The sequence below is a fragment of the Methylophilus sp. genome, from assembly GCF_052173275.1.
In the GTDB taxonomy this organism is placed as follows: Bacteria; Pseudomonadota; Gammaproteobacteria; order Burkholderiales; family Methylophilaceae; genus Methylophilus.
In genome coordinates this window covers 406026-426790 of record NZ_JBQMUL010000002.1, presented here as the reverse complement: position 1 = coordinate 426790, position 20765 = coordinate 406026, and the positions used below count along the sequence as shown (strand labels likewise).

21 protein-coding genes are annotated in these 20765 nt (G+C 49.4%); 11 read left to right on the top strand and 10 right to left on the bottom strand.

Annotation, left to right across the window (positions count from 1 at the left end; genetic code table 11):
* Nucleotides 1-32 precede the first annotated feature (32 nt).
* From ACTS9Y_RS03525 to ACTS9Y_RS03515, 3 genes are all read right to left on the bottom strand, one after another.
* Nucleotides 33-395, bottom strand: coding sequence for a pilin (locus ACTS9Y_RS03525; protein ID WP_442584631.1), 363 nt, complete (start codon nt 393-395; stop codon nt 33-35).
* A gap of 464 nt (nt 396-859) precedes the next feature.
* On the bottom strand, nt 860-1405 hold the full coding sequence (locus ACTS9Y_RS03520) for an SRPBCC family protein (protein WP_442584630.1): 546 nt from the start codon (nt 1403-1405) through the stop codon (nt 860-862).
* Between the two features lie 164 nt (nt 1406-1569).
* The gene (locus tag ACTS9Y_RS03515) at nt 1570-2580 is read right to left on the bottom strand and encodes a YncE family protein (RefSeq protein WP_442584629.1); all 1011 of its coding nucleotides are present in this window, start codon (nt 2578-2580) and stop codon (nt 1570-1572) included.
* A 200-nt stretch (nt 2581-2780) separates the two neighbouring features.
* On the opposite strand from ACTS9Y_RS03515, the gene ACTS9Y_RS03510 reads away from it, so the two are divergent.
* Both ACTS9Y_RS03510 and ACTS9Y_RS03505 read left to right on the top strand, forming a co-directional pair.
* Complete coding sequence (locus ACTS9Y_RS03510; protein WP_442584628.1) at nt 2781-3512, top strand: hypothetical protein; 732 nt, start codon at nt 2781-2783, stop codon at nt 3510-3512.
* 140 nt (nt 3513-3652) lie between these two features.
* A complete protein-coding gene (locus tag ACTS9Y_RS03505; RefSeq protein WP_442584627.1) occupies nt 3653-4195 on the top strand; it encodes an RNA pyrophosphohydrolase in 543 nt (180 codons plus the stop codon).
* Between the two features lie 15 nt (nt 4196-4210).
* On the opposite strand, the gene msrA is transcribed toward ACTS9Y_RS03505, so the two are convergent.
* Nucleotides 4211-4720, bottom strand: a complete 510-nt coding sequence (gene msrA, locus ACTS9Y_RS03500) for a peptide-methionine (S)-S-oxide reductase MsrA (protein ID WP_442584626.1) — start codon at nt 4718-4720, stop codon at nt 4211-4213.
* Between the two features lie 163 nt (nt 4721-4883).
* Between msrA and gap (ACTS9Y_RS03495) the strand changes: the two genes are divergently transcribed.
* Both gap (ACTS9Y_RS03495) and ACTS9Y_RS03490 read left to right on the top strand, forming a co-directional pair.
* Entirely contained in the window at nt 4884-5885 is a 1002-nt protein-coding gene (gap, locus tag ACTS9Y_RS03495) for a type I glyceraldehyde-3-phosphate dehydrogenase (RefSeq protein ID WP_442584625.1), read from the top strand.
* A gap of 80 nt (nt 5886-5965) precedes the next feature.
* Nucleotides 5966-7162 (top strand): phosphoglycerate kinase, encoded by a 1197-nt coding sequence (locus ACTS9Y_RS03490; RefSeq protein WP_442584624.1) that lies wholly within the window; start codon nt 5966-5968, stop codon nt 7160-7162.
* Between the two features lie 57 nt (nt 7163-7219).
* On the opposite strand, the gene ACTS9Y_RS03485 is transcribed toward ACTS9Y_RS03490, so the two are convergent.
* Nucleotides 7220-8209, bottom strand: coding sequence for a GGDEF domain-containing protein (locus ACTS9Y_RS03485; protein ID WP_442584623.1), 990 nt, complete (start codon nt 8207-8209; stop codon nt 7220-7222).
* Between the two features lie 151 nt (nt 8210-8360).
* Between ACTS9Y_RS03485 and gap (ACTS9Y_RS03480) the strand changes: the two genes are divergently transcribed.
* The 4 genes from gap (ACTS9Y_RS03480) to ppa all read left to right on the top strand — a co-directional run bounded on the left by gap (ACTS9Y_RS03480) (nt 8361) and on the right by ppa (nt 11380).
* Nucleotides 8361-9419 (top strand): type I glyceraldehyde-3-phosphate dehydrogenase, encoded by a 1059-nt coding sequence (gene gap, locus ACTS9Y_RS03480; protein ID WP_442584622.1) that lies wholly within the window; start codon nt 8361-8363, stop codon nt 9417-9419.
* Between the two features lie 94 nt (nt 9420-9513).
* Nucleotides 9514-10413 (top strand): phosphoribosylaminoimidazolesuccinocarboxamide synthase, encoded by a 900-nt coding sequence (locus ACTS9Y_RS03475; RefSeq protein ID WP_442584621.1) that lies wholly within the window; start codon nt 9514-9516, stop codon nt 10411-10413.
* A 51-nt stretch (nt 10414-10464) separates the two neighbouring features.
* Nucleotides 10465-10761, top strand: coding sequence for a YkvA family protein (locus tag ACTS9Y_RS03470; RefSeq protein WP_442584620.1), 297 nt, complete (start codon nt 10465-10467; stop codon nt 10759-10761).
* A 70-nt stretch (nt 10762-10831) separates the two neighbouring features.
* Nucleotides 10832-11380 (top strand): inorganic diphosphatase, encoded by a 549-nt coding sequence (ppa, locus tag ACTS9Y_RS03465; protein ID WP_379056899.1) that lies wholly within the window; start codon nt 10832-10834, stop codon nt 11378-11380.
* Nucleotides 11381-11455: 75 nt separating this feature from the next.
* Here the strand turns inward: ppa and ACTS9Y_RS03460 are convergent, their stop codons facing one another.
* Both ACTS9Y_RS03460 and ACTS9Y_RS03455 read right to left on the bottom strand, forming a co-directional pair.
* The gene (locus tag ACTS9Y_RS03460) at nt 11456-13486 is read right to left on the bottom strand and encodes a sodium-translocating pyrophosphatase (protein WP_442584619.1); all 2031 of its coding nucleotides are present in this window, start codon (nt 13484-13486) and stop codon (nt 11456-11458) included.
* A 265-nt stretch (nt 13487-13751) separates the two neighbouring features.
* On the bottom strand, nt 13752-14198 hold the full coding sequence (locus ACTS9Y_RS03455; RefSeq protein WP_442584618.1) for a DciA family protein: 447 nt from the start codon (nt 14196-14198) through the stop codon (nt 13752-13754).
* Between the two features lie 126 nt (nt 14199-14324).
* On the opposite strand from ACTS9Y_RS03455, the gene ACTS9Y_RS03450 reads away from it, so the two are divergent.
* From ACTS9Y_RS03450 to ACTS9Y_RS03440, 3 genes are all read left to right on the top strand, one after another.
* Nucleotides 14325-15227 (top strand): M23 family metallopeptidase, encoded by a 903-nt coding sequence (locus tag ACTS9Y_RS03450; RefSeq protein WP_442584617.1) that lies wholly within the window; start codon nt 14325-14327, stop codon nt 15225-15227.
* A 108-nt stretch (nt 15228-15335) separates the two neighbouring features.
* Nucleotides 15336-18074 (top strand): preprotein translocase subunit SecA, encoded by a 2739-nt coding sequence (gene secA / locus ACTS9Y_RS03445; RefSeq protein WP_442584616.1) that lies wholly within the window; start codon nt 15336-15338, stop codon nt 18072-18074.
* Between the two features lie 16 nt (nt 18075-18090).
* Nucleotides 18091-18279, top strand: coding sequence for a DUF1289 domain-containing protein (locus ACTS9Y_RS03440; RefSeq protein WP_442584615.1), 189 nt, complete (start codon nt 18091-18093; stop codon nt 18277-18279).
* A 71-nt stretch (nt 18280-18350) separates the two neighbouring features.
* Here ACTS9Y_RS03440 and ACTS9Y_RS03435 read toward each other — a convergent pair whose 3' ends face one another.
* The 3 genes from ACTS9Y_RS03435 to ACTS9Y_RS03425 form a co-directional block, all read right to left on the bottom strand.
* Complete coding sequence (locus tag ACTS9Y_RS03435; protein WP_442584614.1) at nt 18351-18818, bottom strand: MarR family winged helix-turn-helix transcriptional regulator; 468 nt, start codon at nt 18816-18818, stop codon at nt 18351-18353.
* 272 nt (nt 18819-19090) lie between these two features.
* Complete coding sequence (locus ACTS9Y_RS03430) at nt 19091-19873, bottom strand: HvfC family RiPP maturation protein (RefSeq protein WP_442584613.1); 783 nt, start codon at nt 19871-19873, stop codon at nt 19091-19093.
* A complete protein-coding gene (locus tag ACTS9Y_RS03425; RefSeq protein ID WP_442584612.1) occupies nt 19873-20751 on the bottom strand; it encodes an HvfB family MNIO-type RiPP peptide maturase in 879 nt (292 codons plus the stop codon). The genes ACTS9Y_RS03430 and ACTS9Y_RS03425 overlap by 1 nt, the downstream gene beginning before the upstream one ends.
* Between the last annotated feature and the right edge of the window lie 14 nt (nt 20752-20765).

Below are 20765 nucleotides of genomic sequence, written 5' to 3'. Positions count from 1 at the left end.
CTATGCAGGGCTTTGGTTGATATTAACTACTGTTATGGAGTAGTCGGTGTTGTTGCTGCTGCTTTTGTGCAGGTAGCACCTTGAGCTAAGTTGCAAGTAATTGTAGCGCCAGTACCTGTTTTAGATGGTTCTGGATTAAAACTTGCATCGGCTGCAGGCGTTGTAATCTGCTTGCAAGCAGAGGCTCTATGTGCAGGAACGTCTCTGTTCAGTGTTAGTGCAGCTAAAGCGGTTTTAGCATAGGCACTAGCTTCGGATAAGCAGGCACTATCAGCTGCTTCACGAGTGTAATCCTGATAAGCCGGAATCGCTACAGAAGCCAAAATACCAATAATGGCAACTACGATCATCAATTCAATCAGGGTAAAACCTTGTTGTACGTGTTTTTTCATCATGTTTCCTTCAGAGTCAAAGTTTAAAGTGAATAGCTTTTGTTTCAGTCACTGCTTTTCTAACAGTGTTCGGTAACCTATAAGCAATAGGTGTGCCACCTAAAGTAAATTGCTATCAACACATTGAAAAAAAAGAACTAAATGGGTTTTATGCTTTATTTCTGTGGATTGAGATTGAATTCTTGCCAGTAAGCAGATCGAATGATGGCTGACAAAAATTGACAGGATTTGTCAGTCTTGGGAATATAAGTGATGTTTTTTGTCAGGATGGGTGTGCCAAGCATCGCTGGTGCTTTAATAAGCAAAAAAGGGATTGTGTGGTACACAATCCCTTTATTTGTGACAGGGCCAGACTTTTGGCCTGATCCCGCATTTGCAAAAAACTAAATGGTTACAACGTAAGACTTACCAGAATTTCCACCAGGGTTTACTGTTGCCTTGCGAGTTTTTGCCAGAACCCTGGTTAATTACTTTCCCGATTCGGCTACCTTTTTCAGGCTCTCTAAACCTGGATCAAAAAACTCGTTGATGGCTTTAGTGGCTGCATCATCGTTTTGTTCCGGTTTAGGGATGTTGGAAGAGTCCGCACGTGTGTAGCTGCCTTTTACGGTCACTACAGTTTCGCTGCCTTTAGCAGTCACAGAAACAGTCGGGTAGAAGTTGGACAGTTGCAGTGTGCTTTTATCCAAAATGTACTCATACTTCAGGCGCATGCCTGCGTCGTCGATAGAACGCAGTTTTTCGTACATGGTGCCGCCATTTTTCAGTTTGACGGTGCGGTAAGTCGTGTCATCACCGTTTTCGTCTTTTTTCTGTTCTACTTTTGTAGACTCCACGCCAGAATGCCAGGCTTGCACATTGCCAAAATCTTTCACCAATGCCCACACTTTTGCCGGCGGCGCTTTGATGGTCACGGTTTTTTCAAAACGTAATGCGGCGGCACCGTGTGCTGCGGCGGTCAATGGAATCAATGGCAATAACGAAACGGCAATGATGCCAAATATTTTTTTCATTTCAATCTCCTGATATTTGCAGATGTTTTAAAGCTTAAAAGTAATCAGTCTTTTGAGTTTTAAAATAACCCGTGACTTTACCTAAAAAAATGACTCTTTGCGACTAATTCATGGGCAATCCTGTGAAAAAACTAAAAAGGGGGAATCGGTGAAACATCGCTTAATCACTTTGTTTCAAGAATAAATTGCCCAAACGACCGGCATAGTTTTGGGCTGGTAATCGTATTTGTCACCGTATTGGTCTTCGTATCAATGATGGAGACTGTATCCGAACCCCAGTTGGCGACGATGACCTGTTGTGTCGCTTTGTCATAGGCAATACCCTCGGGAAACTCGCCGACTTCTATGGTCTTGACTGTTTTGCCACTGGCGATCTCAATCACTGACACACTTTCTGCATGATTGTTGCTGACATACGCCCAATGTCCATCCGGGCTGATCGCAACACCATAAGGGTGTTGGCCGGTTTTAATAGTGCTGGTCTGGTAAGAATCCACATTAAGCAACGTCAGACTATTGCTAACCACATTCACGACAAATACTGTTTGGCCATCCGGGCTGAGGGTCAAGGCAAACGGATGTATCCCCACCTTGATCTGTGCCAGAGTTTGCAGCGTGCGCGTGTCCACCACAGTGATATCGTCACTATCGCGGTTGGCAATAAACAGTTTTTTATTATCTGCGCTGACCACCATGCCTGAAGGCGTCTTGCCCGCTTTAAAAGCTTTTTGCTTTTCCGGATGTGCCGCCTCAATCGCAACCACTTGTGCGCCACCCCAATCCGCCACATAAAGCGTTTTCTCGTCACGGCTGAGCGCAATGCCCACCGCCTGGATATTCACCGGGATTTCTTGTATGGCCTGTTGAGTGCGGCTGTTAATGATGGATACAGTTTGGCTATTGGCATTGCTGATATACACGCGCTGTTGTTTGCGGGCAATCGCCACACCGACAGGCGCTTTACCCACTTCAATCGTGTGCGTGACCTTTTTGCTCTCAACATCAAGCACAGAAACAGTATTGCTGCCCTGATTAGTAATGTAGGCAAGATTGCCGGCAATGGCATTGACACTCCAGGCCAGTATGGCTGACAGGATGGCTGCTTTTTGCCAAAAAGGCACTCTAGCTGGGGAGGTATGTTTGAAGGTAATTGGTAAGGCGAAGGTAGTGCGCATGGCTGGAAAACGCTTTGTATGAAAACAGGTTGACACAGGATTTTGCAAAAAATTTTGTTTATAAGCAACAAATGCGATATTAATTTGTAAATGTATGAAAATAAAGGGTTTTTCAGTCAGTTTGAGCAATCGGGAAATAGTCCCGGTCACTGGATTACCCTACAATGATTGTGGGGATAATTCAATTGAGGAGAGTTGAGATGAGAAATTTATTTACTTTAGGCATGAGATGCATATTGTCGCTGGCATTGCTGGCTGCAACACAATCTGCCTATGCGTTAACCACCAGCACGGTGCTGGGCGCGGACTTTGTAAATGGGCAATCAAGTTACAACCAGACTTTCGCAGATGGCACAGTGGCTACGTTCACCGGTAGCCGTTCATTTGAGAAAAAAACACAAGCTGGCATGACAGGCGTAGGTATTTCCGGCGGCAGAACAGCGGGCGAGATTGATATTGATGAAAAGCTGACCGGTACATTTTCTAAAGCGGTGATCGTGAATACAATCACGGTGGGATTGCTGTTTGATGGCCCTGAATATAGCGATGTGAAAGAAGTTGCCAAGTTTCTGGTGAGTTTTTCTGATGGCGGTGCGGATACCTATTACCTGACAGCATTAGGTGAAAGTACTGCGAGCTGGACTGGTGCGGGTGGTGCGAGTTCAGTGTTGTCACTGGGCAGTGGTGCCGTAGATGGTGGTACCGGCGCCTGGCAGCTGACTGACCCATTTGGTTCACGCGCGATTACCAGCATCGTGTTCAGTGCAGCCACCGGGGAAGCCAGGCATTCATGTACTAGCTGTACCAATCAGTCTGACTATACCTTAGTAAGCATGGCGGTGACGCCAGTGCCTGAGGCGCATACGTCAGCCATGATGTTGACAGGGTTGTTCATGATAGGTGCGCTGGCGCTACGTCGGATGAAGTCCTGATCGTCATCAGCCATAAAAAAAGCTCACCATGTGTGAGCTTTTTTATTGCCCGCGGTTCTTTTCTGGCAGGTCGCCATGGATGTCCTTTCATTAAACTGTAAAGTGTGAAAAAATTGCAGTAAATATTCAAGGCAGTTTTTATGTTAGATCGTGATGGATACCGTCCTAACGTGGGGATTATTCTATGTAATACCCACAATCAGGTGTTTTGGGGCAAACGTATCAAAGAGCATGCATGGCAATTTCCTCAAGGAGGCATCAAATATGGTGAAACTCCTGAGCAGGCCATGTATCGCGAGTTGATGGAAGAAGTAGGCCTGAAACCCGACCATGTGAAGATCCTGGGGCGCACCCGTGACTGGTTACGTTATGAAGTGCCGACCAGCTGGATCAAACGTGAATGGCGCGGCAGTTATAAAGGGCAGAAGCAGATCTGGTTCCTGCTGCGCTTGATCGGCAGGGATTCGGATGTATCATTGCGTGCGACAGAGCATCCTGAATTTGATGCATGGCGCTGGAGTGAATACTGGGTGCCGCTGTCGGATGTGATCGAGTTCAAGCGCGAGGTTTACCAGCTGGCGTTGAATGAGTTATCCACCTTTTTACGCAACCCCGCCAAGCGCTATGGCGGCAAGACTCGCAAACCGTTGAATACGTCATTGCCTACGTTAGGCAATGACTAATTTACACAAAACACCTTAAACCGCTTCTGCCAGATCGTGCGGCATGATCCATTCCGGCCGGATCCGGTGGCAGGTATAGCCTTCCGGATAGCGCAACAAATAATCCTGGTGTTCTGCTTCGGCGACCCAAAAGTCACTGGCAGGCGTGATTTCGGTCACCACCTTGCCTGGCCAGATGCCAGAATTATTCATTTCTGATATCAATTGTTCAGCTACTTCCTTCTGGCTGGCATCCAGGTAGAAAATGGCAGAGCGATATGAAGGCCCCAAATCATTGCCCTGGCGGTTCAGTGTGGTCGGGTCGTGAATCTTGAAGAAGAATACCAGTAACTGCCTCAAGCTGATCTGTTCAGCATCAAACACAATTTCCATCGCCTCTGCATGATCACCATGGTTGCGATAAGTGGCATTCGGCACATCGCCGCCGGTATAGCCGACGCGCGTACTGATCACGCCGGGGAGCTGGCGAATCAAATCCTGCATGCCCCAGAAACATCCTCCCGCAAGAATTATTTTGTCTGACATACTAAAAAAGCTTTCTTTAAAAGGGTTTTAAATACGCAAAAGCAATACAGTCGGTTGGTGACTAGATGTGGCTCATCAAATCAACCACTTACAATCTGTCCAGTATATGAGGTTTAGGTTAAAATGCTGAGTTTTAGTTCTATTGTATTCGCCGGGGAGAAATATGGCTGTCAAGTTGGGGATTAACGGATTCGGACGTATTGGTCGTATGGTGCTGCGCGCAGCCGTTCAAGAAGCCGAGTTCAATGATATTGAAGTGGTAGCCATCAATAGCTCGTATGACATCGAATATATGATGTATATGCTCAAATATGACTCGGTGCATGGCCGTTTCCAGGGCACAGTCGAAGCCAATAACGGTGATCTGCTGGTGAATGGCAAGCGCATTTACCTGACCGCTGAACGCGACCCTAACAATATTGACTGGAGCAAAGGCGGCGCGGAAGTGATCGTCGAATCGACCGGCGCATTTTTAACCGAAGAAACCTGTCAGCCACACTTGAACCGCGGCGCCAGAAAAGTGGTGCAATCCGCCCCGGGCAAGGATGACACCCCTATGTTTGTCTACGGTGTGAACCATGAAGAATACGCAGGGCAGGCGATTATTTCGGCAGCATCCTGTACGACGAATGGCCTGGCGCCATTGGCCAAAGTCTTACATGACAATTTTGGGGTGAAACGCGGCCTGATGACTACCATCCATGCCGCAACTGCTTCACAGCTGACTGTCGATGGCACATCGAAAAAAGACTGGCGCGGTGGCCGCAGTGTGTTTGAAAACATTATTCCTTCCAGCACTGGCGCGGCCAAGGCGGTGGGCAAAGTGATCCCGTCATTGAACAAGAAACTGACGGGTATGTCCATGCGTGTGCCATCGGCAGATGTGTCTGTGGTTGACCTGACTGTTGAGCTGAGTAAGGAAACGACTTATGAAGCCATCTGTGAGGCCATGAAGCAGGCATCCACCGGTGCATTGAAAGGTGTGCTGGATTACACTGCGGATAAAGTCGTCTCCACCGATTTCCGTAGCAGCCCTGCTGCCAGCGTGTTTGATGCCGACGCCGGTTTGATGCTGGACCCGACCTTTGTCAAAGTGATCGGCTGGTACGATAACGAATACGGCTATACCTGCAACCTGCTGCGTCTGGTGCAGCATATTGCTTAATCACAAACGGGGCTTGATTGCCCCGTTTTTGCATTCCATTCTGATTTCTTTTTAAGCGGTATATCGCTCGGAGTACGTGTATGAAATTCATCAAAATGACTGACCTCGATTTGCGTGGTAAACGTGTATTTATCCGTGCCGACCTGAATGTGCCGGTGAAAGATGGCGTGGTCACCAGTGACGCCCGGATCGTGGCCAGCATGCCAACGATAGAATTTGCCTTGAAAGCCGGCGCTAAAGTCATGGTGACTTCGCACCTCGGACGCCCTGAAGAAGGCGTTTATTCAGAAGAGAACTCCCTCAAACCAGTGGCGGATGTCATGAGCAAGCTGCTGGGCCAACCGGTGCGCCTGGTCAAAAACTGGCTGGCGCCGAATGCGCCTGCAGATAGCCTGGGCACGGATGAAGGCCAATTGATCTTGCTGGAAAACTGTCGCTTTAACGTGGGCGAAAAGAAGAATAACGACGAGCTTGCCAAGAAATATGCTGCCTTGTGCGATATTTTTGTGATGGACGCTTTTGGCACTGCACACCGCGCTGAAGCTTCAACGCACGGTATTGCCAAGTTTGCACCAGTGGCCTGTGCCGGTATTTTGCTCACAGAAGAGCTGGATGCTTTGAGTAAAGCATTGCTGGCACCTGCCAGGCCCTTTGTGGCGATTGTCGGTGGTTCCAAGGTGTCGACCAAGCTGACCGTGCTGGAAAGCCTCTCCGATAAAGTGGATCAGTTAGTGGTTGGCGGCGGCATCGCCAATACCTTCCTCAAGGCCGATGGCCACGAAGTAGGCAAATCTTTGTATGAGAATGACTTGGTAGACACTGCGCGTAAACTGATGCAAAAAATGGCTGAGCGTGGTGCCTGTGTGCCGATTGCCAAAGATGTGGTGGTGGGCAAGCAGTTTGATGCGAACGAGCCTGCGGTGAAAAAATCAGCTGATGACGTGGCGGCCGATGAAATGATTTTTGATATTGGTGAAAAATCAGCGGCCGAGCTGGTCGATATCATCATGAAAGCAGGCACAGTGGTGTGGAACGGACCGGTAGGTGTGTTTGAATTTGACCAGTTTGGTGCCGGCACTAAAACCATTGCCAATGCGATTGCAGAAACCAAAGCGTTTACACTGGCGGGCGGCGGTGACACCATTGCCGCGATCCAGAAATATGATATCTACGACAAGGTTTCGTATATCTCCACGGCGGGCGGGGCTTTTCTGGAGTTTCTGGAAGGTAAAACATTACCGGCAGTGGCTATCCTGGAAGAGCGCGCCACCCAATAGCGTCACTTTCCTTCCGCGCTGTGAAAGCCCGACATGGGGGCTCACAGCATCAGGTATTTAAAAAGTCAGCGGGACAGTTAACCGGTGGTGTTTGTCATACACTTCGACGCGGTTTCTGCCCTGTTTCTTGGCTACATATAGTGCCTTGTCCGCCTGCTCAATCAATAAATCGCCATCCTCGCTGAAGTTGAGCGACTGGTTGCGTGCATGTTGTTCTTTATGAGTGGTGGACTGGTGCATGCCTAGCGAAGCGATGCCGATACTGATGGTCATCAACCTGTGCCCGGCGAAGCGGATATCCAGTTCCATGACTTTCTGGCGGATACGCTCGGCAATTTTGACTGCCTCCTGTTGGGTGGTTTGGCCCAGTATCAGCACGAATTCCTCACCGCCGTAGCGGGCAGCCATATCGCCAGGGCGATTGCTATAGCGCTTGAGTATCCCGGCCAGCTTACGCAAACATTCATCGCCGGCTGCATGTCCCATGCTGTCATTCAACTGCTTAAAATGGTCTGCATCTATCATCATCACGCTCAGGCTGGATTGATGCCGGATGGCGCGTGACCATTCATCGCGCATAAACTGTTCTAAGCGGCGGCGGTTGGCCAGGCCAGTCAGCGGATCCGTATGGGTAAGCGCCGAGATGCGATCCTCCACCTGTTTGTGATGCGTGATATTGGTCAGTGACAGCAGGAATAACTTGTTATCTGCCAGCGATGTTTGCATGGGTTGCAGACTGAGGGTCAGCCAGGTGGGCTGTTTGGTCGGCGTGTGACACAGGTAGTCCATACTAAAGTGACCTAATGTGCCACTGAGCACTTTTTCTATACCGTTGACCAGTTGCGGCAGGTTGGTATCTTCGTTGGCCCGGCAGATATCCAGGTATGAAATGCCAAACCAGTCGGTATTGATGTCCAGGCCATAAAACAAACCGAACGCGCGCCACGCCTGATTGACGTAGATAATACTGCTGGTCTCATCGACCACCGCAATCTGCAGTGGCAATGTGTCCAAAATACCATTCAGTAACTGTTCTGCAATGTCCACAAAATATCCAACAAGGTTGCTGAAATTTACAACGGGAAAAGCGTGTGTTTCCTATTCTATTCAAAGGGTACACCAGCTGTCTAATATTGTGCATGTAAATTAGCATTAAAATTGCTTATGTTATGCTTATCCACTATTGAAGGAGACCAGTATGGGTATTCGGGTAGGTATTAACGGGTTTGGCAGGATAGGGCGTATGGTGCTGCGAGCCGCATTGGATCAGGCAGAGTTCCATGAGATGGAGGTCGTTGCCATCAACGGGATCGAAGAGCCGGAGCATATGTTATACATGCTTAAATATGACTCTGTGCATGGTCGGCTGGCCTACGATGCACACTTGGAGGGCAATTTCCTGGTTGTCGATGGCAAAAGAATCCGTTTGACCGCCCATATTAATCCGGCGGATATCGACTGGAAATCTCACCATGTGGATGTGGTGGTTGAATGTACCGGCGTGTTCCTGACACAGGAATCCTGCGCGGCCCACATTGCTGCAGGTGCGCGTATCGTGGTGCAATCAGCCCCTGGCAAAGATGATACGCCTATGTATGTGTATGGCGTCAATCACGCTCACTATAAAGGCGAAGACATCGTCTCTGCCGCTTCTTGCACCACCAATGGCCTGGCACCTATCGTGAAAGTCTTACAGGACCAGTTTGGTGTTAAACGAGGCCTGATGACGACGATCCATGCGGCGACAGCTACCCAGAAAACGGTGGATGGCACCTCGAAAAAAGACTGGCGCGGCGGGCGCGGTGTGTTTGAAAACATTATTCCTTCAAGCACCGGGGCGGCAAAAGCGGTAGGTAAAGTGATCCCCGAGCTGAACAACAAGTTGACCGGCATGGCGATGCGTATCCCTTCAGCCGATGTATCTGTGGTCGACCTGACGGTTGAGTTGCTGCAAGAGACCTCATATGGCGAAATTTGTGCGGCTATGAAACATGCTTCTGAGCATGATTTGAAAGGTGTGCTTGGCTATACCGAAGAACAAGTGGTTTCCAGCGACTTTCGTGGTTATCCGGCCGCCAGCGTGTTTGATGCCAGCGCCGGTATCATGCTGGATTCCACCTTTGTGAAATTGATAGGCTGGTATGACAACGAATATGGCTACACCTGCAACCTGTTACGGTTAACCGCTTATGTGGCACATGCCAAATTGTCCATGACGCAATTGCCAGCACAGGACGTAGTAGCGGTTGCCGCTTAATTTGATTTTAAAACCTGAAGCCCGCCGCTAAATTGTTCGCCCGCAACCTGACAGCGCATTTATAATATTGCTTTTTACTTTGCGGTAGATATTTATGCGTGCGCCTTTGCTGGAAACCTCGATTAAAAGCCTGAAAAGATTGCATCAGGGCAAGGTGCGCGATATTTATGATATTGACGCTGACACCATGTTGCTGGTGAGTACCGATCGACTGAGTGCGTTTGATGTGATTCTGCCGACTGGCATACCGCACAAAGGTGCCATGCTGACACAAATGGCTAATTTCTGGTTTGAACAGCTGGCAAATGTGGTGCCTAACCATTTAACGGGCATCGCGCCTGAATCTGTGGTGGCGGCAGATGAAGTCGAGCAGGTGAAAGGGCGCGCTGTCGTCGTCAAAAAACTGAAAGCATTACCGCTGGAAGCCATTGTCCGCGGCTATCTGGTTGGCAGTGGCTGGAAAGAGTACCAGGCCAAAGGCACCGTATGCGATATCCCATTGCCCGCCGGTTTGAAATTGGCGCAGCAATTGCCCGCACCTTTGTTTACACCTTCAAGCAAAGCCGCCGTGGGTGAGCACGATGAAAATATCAGCATCGCCCAGGTTGAAGCACTGATAGGCAAAGACCTCACCGCGCAAGTAGAAAGAGCCGCCATTGCGCTGTATACCCAGGCAGCAGCCTATGCGCTAGCTAAAGGCATTATTATTGCTGATACCAAATTCGAATTCGGGGTAGATGCGCAAGGCGTATTGCATGTGATGGACGAAGTACTGACACCGGACTCTTCGCGCTTCTGGCCCGCAGACCAGTATCAGGTGGGCGCTAACCCGCCGAGTTATGACAAACAATATGTGCGTGACTGGCTGGAAACCTGTGACTGGAACAAAACCGCGCCAGGCCCGGCATTGCCTGCTGATATCGCCCAGCGGACTTCTGATAAGTATATGGAAGCGTTTGCCAAACTGACCGGACGTACCTTAAAGGTTGATTAGTGGCCATTGAACGCAAGTTGAACGCTAGCCAGTGGACTCGCAAATAATAATATGGGTTTTCGCGCACAATTAGCGACACTGGCCAGCCGTTTCAAACAGGAGCTCGCGTTTTACCGTGTGCTACAAAAGCACCCGCAAACCCCCAGGTCAGCAAAAGCTTTATTGTGGCTGGCACTAGGTTACCTGGTGCTTCCATTTGACCTGATTCCCGATTTTATTCCGGTCATCGGCCAGCTGGATGAGCTGGTGATCATTCCCTTATTGCTCTACCTGGCACTTAAATTCACGCCGGTCAGCGTGCGACAGGCGTGTCGTGATCAGGTGCAATCTGCGGAAAATCAAAAATAATGCGGTTTGCAAACAAAGGTTTATGTTAATCGCCTATAATGGCGGCTTTTCGTGAAATAGGTTTGAAAAGATGTCTTTGAATTTGGTAGCAAGCGGCAAAGACTTGCCGAACGATTTTAACGTCATTATTGAAATTCCAGCCAATGGCGATCCAGTTAAGTACGAAGTAGACAAAGAGAGTGGTGCCCTGTTTGTGGACCGCTTTATGGGTACTTCCATGCAATATCCATGTAACTATGGCTATATTCCGCACACCTTGGGTGACGATGGAGATCCGGTAGATGTATTGGTGATCACACCAGTGCCGCTGTTGCCAGGCGTGGTTGTGCGTTGCCGTGCATTGGGCATGCTGAAGATGACTGACGAAGCCGGTGGCGATGCCAAAGTGCTGGCGGTGCCGATTGAAAAAGTATGTGGTTTGTACGCTTATCAAAAAACATTGAGTGATGTTTCTCCTTGGCGTTTAGATATGATTGCCCACTTCTTTGAGCATTACAAAGACCTGGACAAAGGCAAATGGGTGAAAATCGAGGGTTGGGCCGGTGTCGATGAGGCGCATGCTGAAATCATGGATGGCGTGGCTCGCTACAATGCTCTGGAAGTAAAACCTGCTTTCTAAGCTTGTGTAATACTGAAGTATCAATAAAAAAGTCGGCAGATGCCGACTTTTTTATTTGCAGAAAAAACAGATGAGTTAATGTAGTAACGGCACAATGAGCAATGCTACGATATTGATGATTTTAATCAACGGGTTAACTGCCGGGCCTGCCGTGTCTTTATAAGGGTCACCTACGGTATCGCCGGTGACAGCAGCCTTGTGTGCGTCTGAGCCTTTGCCGCCATGGTGGCCATCCTCAATGTATTTCTTGGCATTATCCCAGGCGCCGCCACCGGTACACATTGAAATCGCCACAAACAGGCCGGTGACTATAGTGCCCATCAGTAAACCGCCAAGTGCCACCGGCCCCAGGAATACGCCAACCAGGATAGGCGCAGCTACGGGCAATAGCGATGGAATCATCATTTCCTTGATGGCCGCTGTAGTCAGCAGGTCAACCGCTTTGCCATATTCAGGCTTGGCAGTGCCTTCCATAATGCCTTTGATTTCACGGAACTGGCGGCGCACTTCTTCCACCACACTACCTGCGGCACGACCGACGGCTTCCATCGCCATCGCCGCAAACAGGAACGGGATCAGGCCGCCAATAAACAGGCCGATAATGACTTTAGGGTCGCTCAAATCAAAGCTGGCGGTAATGCCTGCGCTTTCAAGTTTATGTGTGTAATCAGCAAACAGAACCAGCGAAGCCAGGCCGGCAGAGCCAATGGCATAGCCTTTGGTGACCGCTTTGGTGGTGTTGCCAACAGCGTCTAGCGGGTCAGTCACATCACGCACGCTGCTGGGCAGTTCCGCCATTTCGGCAATGCCGCCTGCGTTATCGGTGATCGGGCCATACGCATCCAGCGCGACGACGATGCCTGCCATGCTGAGCATAGACATGGCCGCAATCGCGATGCCATACAGACCTGCCAGGTGAAACGAAACATAAATGGCGGCACACACAGAAAGCACCGGCAGTGCCGTGGATTTCATGGATACACCTATGCCCGCAATAATATTGGTGGCATGGCCGGTGGTAGACGCCTGGGCCACGTGTTTGACCGGCGCGTAATCTGTGCCGGTATAGTATTCAGTGATCCATACCAGCGCGGCAGTCAGTACCAGCCCAACGGCACAGGCGCCAAATAATGCCTGGCTGGAAACGGCGACCTCACCATGTGTATAACCTTGAGGAAATGCATATTGCGTGACAAAGTAAAACGCAATCAACGAAAGCACACCGGCAACGGCCAACCCTTTGTAGAGCGCAGGCATCACGTTTTTCATGCCCGGGGAAGCTTTTACAAAGAAACAGCCGATAATAGAGGCAACAATGGAAACGGCGCCCAGCAGCAGCGGGTAAAGCACACCGTTAACACCGGCTTCAGCTGCCATCAGGCCGCCTAATACCATGGTGGCAATCAGGGTCACCGCATAAGTCTCAAACAGATCAGCCGCCATGCCTGCACAGTCGCCAACGTTATCGCCGACATTGTCGGCAATCACTGCCGGGTTGCGCGGGTCATCTTCCGGAATGCCTGCTTCAACCTTACCCACCAGGTCAGCGCCGACATCCGCGCCTTTGGTGAAGATGCCGCCACCCAAACGCGCGAAAATCGAGATCAGCGATGAACCGAACGCCAGGCCGATCAACGGGTTTAGATCGGTGGCTTGTTCAGCCCCCAGGAAGATATAGAAGCCGGTCACGCCTAATAAGCCAAGCCCAACCACCAGCATCCCGGTAATGGCGCCGCCTTTAAACGCGACATCCAGTGCCGCACCTATGCCATTGGTCGCCGCCTGCGCAGTACGCACATTGGCTTTCACAGACACATTCATGCCTATAAACCCACAGGCGCCAGAGAGCACTGCACCCACTACAAAACCGATTGCAGTGTGTAACCCAAGAAAAATTCCGATGAGCACAGCCAAAATGACGCCAACCAGGGCAATGGTTTTGTATTGCCTGGCCAGATAAGCGGCCGCGCCTTGTTGAATCGCCCCTGCAATCTCTTGCATGCGGGCATTGCCTGCAGGTAATCCCGAAATCCACTTACTCATTACTACGCCATAAAGTACCGCCAAAACTGCTGCGCCTATGGCCAACATTAATGCGACTGACATGTGTTCTCCTGTTCCTGGTGAAACTGCGTTGAACGTAATGACTACTTAAGACCTGTTACTTAAGTTTTAAAATTTAAAGTGTGACTGTGCTGGTGATTGATCCTTAGGCTTTTGTGTTAGTTGTAAATAAAGTGTAACAGGGTGATGCATTATTGCACTATTTGAAGAATGCGCACAAGTACAGTGCATGCGGAAATCAGGCGCAATAAAATGCACCTGCCCAGCTGCGTTCAGTTAAAGTGAGAACGCTGGGAAAAGACGGGTGTTATGAGTCGCGCTGACGGTCAATAAAGTGGCGTAAAGCCGCTTCAAGTGCCGGGTTCTCAATCTTGTCAGCGCAGGCTTCCAGTGTGTTCAACGCTTGATTGGATGGGGATTGGATACGTTTCTGTTTGGCTGGCGGCCGAGATTTTACTTGCACTTTGACTTTAATTGCGCTAAGGTTTAACCCTTTGATTTTCTGGGAATTTTCACAAAAATCCCCAATTCTTCGTATCAATCCGGTTTCCAATAACCGGATTTTGCTGGCGACAGCGCCCGATTGTGCGCCGATGGTAAGTATGCCGTCTTCTACCGCCAGCACCTGGGAAAGTTTGGAAAGTTCCGGGGCAACCACAGACCATAATTGCTGTAATTGTTGACGATCAAAAGCCTCATCCAATAAAGGCTTGAGTTCGTGATGGTGATTGAAAATCCGATTGATTTTTAACATGCGTAAGTTTCGATAATGCGTGTTTAAAATACGTGGTTGTCCGCAGAATGCTTGAATATTGTACTACACCGGTTATTCTCACGGGCTATTCCGGTGGGCAATCGGCTAAAAGCGAGAGTTCGTGGCATGATTAATATCATTATTGTTTCAGAAAAAATGGCCAAGCCTAAAACGCTGGGTATCTTCGAGAGCCTGGGCGTGGTCCTGGCGCTGATACTCGTGCCTGTGGTGTTGACCTTGTTATTTATCACCCCGCAACAAGTCATCAAAACGCAAGGCGTGAAAGCGATTTTGCCTCCGCATTTAAGAGGTGCCATGCTTTCAACCCAAAGTCACCTTGATGCGTATGCCAAACAAATTGGCGAGTTGCAGGCACGTATCCTGCGCCTGGATGCGCAAAATCAGCGCTTATCCAAACTGGCAGGCATCAAATCGAGTGCCGAACCTATCAATGAGCGCACTTCTGTCAATGAAGTCATCGGCCAGGGTGGGCCGTTGGTGAAAGATGCACCCCTCAGCGAAGAAGACCTGAAAGCCACCATAGAGCTGATGTCGGCTGACCTCGATCTCCGCGATGAATACCAGGGCAAGATCGAGGCTAAGTTGTTGTTAAAAAGCGTGCTGCGCGAAATGCTGCCTAATAGCAGCCCGGTCGATGCTGCTTATAGTTCTTCCAGTTATGGCTGGCGTATTGATCCGCTGAGTGGCCATCGCGCTTTCCATGAAGGATTAGATTTTCCCGCCGCTTCTGGCACGCCTGTCTATGCGGCGGCTGACGGTATTGTATCAACCGCCGTACAAACCTCAGATTACGGTAATTTATTGAAGATTGATCATGGATCTGGACTGGAAACGCGCTATGCGCATAACTCCAGATTGCTGGTCAAAGCCGGTGAACGCGTCACTAAGGGCCAGAAAGTGGCACTCATAGGCAGTACTGGCCGCTCTACCGGCCCGCATCTGCATTACGAGATACGCCTGAATGGCAACCCGCTGGACCCACGCGAATACCTCAGGAACCATTCCTGACTGAATTCAGTGGCTGGTCATGCAATAATCAAGACAATTCGCCTCTATATCTTATACAATCCTAGTTTATTTCTTATAACCCCGCTTCGGCGGATATCGGTGTGACTCATGTTAGCCTCGTTGTTTAAAAAATTCTTTGGTAGCCGCAATGACCGCCTGGTCAAGCAATATCAGCAAACCGTCAAACAAATTAACGCTTTAGAGCCAGATTTTCAGGCGTTGAGCGATGAGCAGTTACGGGCAAAAACCGACGAATTCAAACAACGCTATACCAAAGGTGAGACGCTGGAGCAATTGTTGCCGGAAGCGTTTGCCGTGGTCCGCGAGGGCAGCAAGCGCGCCCTGGGCATGCGTCATTTTGATGTGCAGCTGATCGGCGGTATGGTGCTGAACGCTGGCAAGATCGCCGAGATGCGTACCGGTGAAGGTAAAACGCTGGTAGCGACGTTGCCAACCTACCTGAATGCGCTGACCGGCAAAGGCGTGCATGTAGTCACAGTCAACGATTACCTGGCCAAGCGCGACGCCGAGTGGATGGGCAAACTGTATAACTTCCTCGGCTTAAGCGTCGGCATCAATCTGTCGCAGATGCAGCACGATGCCAAGCAAGAAGCTTACGCCTCAGATATTACTTACGGCACCAATAATGAATTCGGGTTTGATTACCTGCGTGACAATATGGTGTTCAGCAAAGAGGAGCGCGTACAGCGGCCTTTGCATTATGCGCTGGTGGATGAAGTCGACTCCATTTTGATCGACGAAGCGCGTACGCCGCTGATTATTTCAGGTCAGGCTGAGCATAGCGTTGATCTGTATGGCGCCATCAATGAAGTCGCCAAACAGCTGGGTCGTCAAAAAGAAGAAGAGGGCGAAGGTGACTTCTGGGTCGATGAAAAAGCCCAAAGTGTGACCATGAGCGAAGCCGGGCACGAGCATGCCGAACAATTGCTAGAGCAGGCCGGCATGCTGCCAGCTGGTTCCAGTTTGTATGAGCCAGCCAACATTACGCTGGTGCATCATTTGTATGCATCTCTGCGCGCACAAAACCTTTACCACCGCGACCAGCATTATGTTGTGCGCAATGATGAGATCGTGATTGTCGATGAGTTTTCTGGCCGTATGATGCCAGGCCGCCGCTGGTCAGATGGTTTGCATCAGGCGGTAGAAGCCAAAGAGGGCGTGGCGATCCAGAAAGAAAACCAGACGCTAGCTTCGATCACCTTCCAGAATTACTTCCGCATGTACCAGAAATTAAGCGGCATGACCGGTACTGCAGATACTGAAGCCTACGAGTTTAACCAGATCTATGCGCTGGAAACCGTGGTGATTCCTACCCATAGGCCAGTACAGCGTTCGGATGCGATGGATAAAGTGTATCGCACTGGCATGGAAAAATATAAAGCGGTCATTGAAGATATCAAGCAATGCCAGGCGAAAGGCCAGCCAGTGCTGGTCGGTACCACTTCGATTGAAAACTCCGAGCTGATTTCGCAATTGCTGACTCAGGCCAAGCTTGAGCATCAGGTCCTAAACGCCAAGCAGCATGAGCGCGAAGCGACGATTGTGGCGGAAGCAGGCCGCCCTGGCATGATTACCATCGCCACCAATATGGCCGGTCGAGGGACTGACATCGTATTGGGCGGTAATTCTGAAGGCGAGATTCACGCCATCAACAGTGATGCCAACTTAAGTGATGCGGATAAAGAAAGCAAAGTCGCGCAGCTGAAAGCCGAATGGCAGCAACGCCACGATGCAGTGCTGGCGGCAGGTGGCTTGCACATCATCGGTACCGAGCGTCATGAGTCTCGTCGCGTTGACAACCAGTTGCGTGGCCGTTCTGGCCGCCAGGGCGACCCTGGTTCCAGCCGTTTCTATTTGTCCCTCGAAGACCAGTTATTGCGTATTTTCTCCGGCGAGCGTGTGGCGGCGATCATGACGCGGCTGAATATGCCCGAAGGCGAAGCGATTGAGCATGCCATGGTCACGCGTGCGATTGAAAATGCCCAGCGCAAGGTAGAAGGTCGAAACTTCGATATCCGCAAACAACTGCTGGAATACGATGATGTGTCGAATGACCAGCGTAAAGTGATTTACGAGCAGCGTAATGAGTTGCTGGAATCGGTCGATGTCGGTCAAACCATCCGTGCGATGCGTGAAGATGTCGTGAATAGCTTATTCAATACACATATTCCACCTGGTAGCGTAGAAGAACAATGGGATGTGCCTGCGCTGGAAGTGGCCTTACGTGAAGATGCCAGCCTGAACCTACCTGTGGGTGAATGGCTGGAAAGCAATCCTGACCTACATGCAGAAACCTTGCGCGACCGTATTGTTGAGGCAGCTAACGAAAGTTATGCGTCCAAAGAAGCTCTGGCTGGCAACGATAACATGCGCAATTTTGAGCGTGCGGTCATGTTACAGAGCCTGGATAACCATTGGCGTGAGCATCTGGCGGCACTGGATCACCTGCGTCAAGGCATACATTTGCGTTCATATGCACAGAAAAATCCCAAGCAGGAATATAAACGTGAAGCGTTTGAGCTGTTTGAATCATTGCTGAATACAGTTAAAACTGAAGTCACTAAAATCACCATGCAGGTACAAGTCCGCTCACGCGAAGAGCTCGAAGCGGAAGAACGTCGTGCTGAAGAGGCTCTGCGTGCGACTGATGTCGGCAATGTGCAATATCAGCACACCGATTATGACAATGCCTTGAGCAGTACTGGTAAGACGGCGGCAGAAAAGCAACCGCTAAACTTGCCTGAAGGTGTACGTGTCGGGCGTAATGACCCCTGTCCATGTGGCTCTGGCAAGCGTTTCAAGAGTTGCCACGGGGCCTTGAGCTAATTACGAAAGGGTTGCAATGTCTGATGAGACTACCATTCCATCGCCCTGTATAGGCGTTTGCAGCATGGATGAAAGTAGTGGCTTTTGTGAAGGTTGCTTTCGCACCCTGGACGAAATCCGGCAATGGTGGGATATGGATAATGTGGCCAAATCCGAAGTGATTAAAAAAGCATCGGCGCGTGAGGCGGCAGTATTTGGCGACTAATGCTTAAATTTAAAAATGTACAAACAAAAAGCCGGCAATGCCGGCTTTTTGTTTTGCATACATGATGATATTTATAAATCTGCCATCGGGTGACCACTCATAGACGCGGCCTTGGTATCCAGCTTAGACACTACCATCTCTAATGAGGCTTTAAGATTTTTGAGCGCATCTACTTCCATCGTCGCCAGCACCTGCGGCAAAATCCCATCGACAGGTTGCGGGGCTTTAGCAAGAAGTGCATGCCCTGCAGGGGTGACCAACAAACCAACTTTACGCTGATCTTCAGTCAATCGTTGTTTCTTGACCAGCTGTTTCTTGACCAGCTTTTCTACCAGCAAGCTACAGGTAGATTGATGGATAGAAAGATTCTCTGCCAACCTCGAGACGCCGAGTTCGGGATGCGTTGCGATTTCGTGTAACAGCCAAAGCTGTGACCCCGAAATGCCGCAAGTCGATTCAATTTCCCTGAAATGTTGTCTAACGGCTCCGAAAATAATACGGAACTGTTTAAGTGCTTCTTTAGCAAGTGAATTCTGCATAATTAGTATATTTCTTAATTCTTAGTTGACATTCTATCAGTTTCTTTAAAAAGAATTTCGCAGTAACTGTGTTGGTGTAAGAAAAATTTGTTAGGTAATTATTATTGCGGCAATTAAAGGTTTGAAAAATTGATTCCTTGAACACTCTTAAATCCGGCTCAACCTAGCGTCAGTGCGGTGCGCTGAGGGATGTGGTTGATATCAGCCAGACAATAGTAGAGTAAGAAATCATTGTTAATTGTTGTAAAATTACGACAATTATTTATTTGCATCTATTTTTTTATGACGATTGCCCGCTGTAAATAAAGGGTAAACAGAGTCTCAGATCCAAATTCAAGCACCCTTTGTAGGGGTAAATGAGGCAGCATTTCCTGGGCCAATTGTGTCAAATGATGCATTAAAGTCGTTTGTTCTGATTGGATACGTTGCAATAAAACGTAAGTGATTTCATTGAGTTGGATAAACTCAACCTTACAATCATTAATTAAGAATACCAGCAGATAAGTTGACTTGGCTGCCAGATTAGCGTGCTTTTTGGACAACTGATGCACGGGATAGTCATAGTTCAGCAACATATGTGCCGCTGGTAATCGCACAATCGCCTCAGCCAGATCGCTTGCCTGCCTAATATCCGCTACTGGCGTTATTGGCTGAGAGTTGTCTGGCAGCTTGGCAAAATCGGACAATTTGGTTAAATATAGTTCTACCCATTCATAGTGGGCCAGTGCAAGAGCATAGGACGGTAAATTGTGCTGAGCCAGATCCAGTGTTTGCAAATAGTCGATAAGTGCCTTCGGGATATCCGAAAATAAAGGGCTACAGAAGTGATGGCTGGCAAAACACTGCCGGGTCAATTGTTTGAAACGCCGTTTACCCAGAATGGATAGCAGCACCGGGAAGCAGGCGCTGACGCTGGCCAAAAAGTTGTTAAAAACGATTTCACGGTAAATGCCTATGCGTTTAGCATTTGCCCCTTGCGGTTTAGGCTGTTGCGCCGGATCGCGCAGATGGGCGTTGAACGCCGCCTGATATTGCTGAAACAAAGGTTGTTTCATCAGACAACCTGATGCACATGCTGCGGGTGAAGTTGACTCACCTCTTGCTGAATGTCATGGATGCGGTCAACTTCGTGCATTATTTCCGCTAAAGGCGGAATATTGGTGTCGCGCTCCAATAACATAGGGAATACGCCAAACTTTCGATAGGCGTAGGCCAGCAATTGCCACACCGGGTCGATAACGGCGGCGCCATGCGTATCGACGAGCAAATCCGGAGCGACTTTCAGGTGGCCGGCAATATGGCCATAGACTATGCGTTCGGCAGGTAACTGCTCAATAAAGGTGTAAGCATCAAAGCCAAAATTGACGCTATTCACATACACATTATTGATATCCAGGTGCAAGTTGCAATCGGCTTCAGCCAGCACGGCATTGATAAAACTACATTCATCCATTTCTGAGATGGGTGCTGCCACATAGAATGAGGCGTTCTCTACAGCAATGCGTTGTCCTAATATATCTTGCGTCTGCCGGATACGTTGCGCGACGTAATGCACCGCTTCTTCAGTAAATGGGATCGGCAACAAATCGTAAATATAGCCATTGGCCGCGTCACTGCAGTAGCTTAAATGCTCGGTATACAGCGGGATTTCAAAGTCGGCCAGAAATTGTTTGACTTGGTATAAAAAGCTGACATTCAGAGGATCAGGCCCGCCCAGGGACAAGCATAAGCCGTGGCATGCAATCGGATAGCGCTCGGCGAACCAGCGCAGGTCGGCGGCGTATTTGCCACCCATTTCTATCCAGTTTTCAGGGGCGATTTCTACAAACTGCAGATGCTGAAGTAAGGCATGGCCATCATGCTGCTTGAGCGACGGGATCAGCTCTCGTTTCAGCCCTAAGCCAACCCCGCGAATATCAGACAGGTGCGCCATGCGTTAACCAGCGT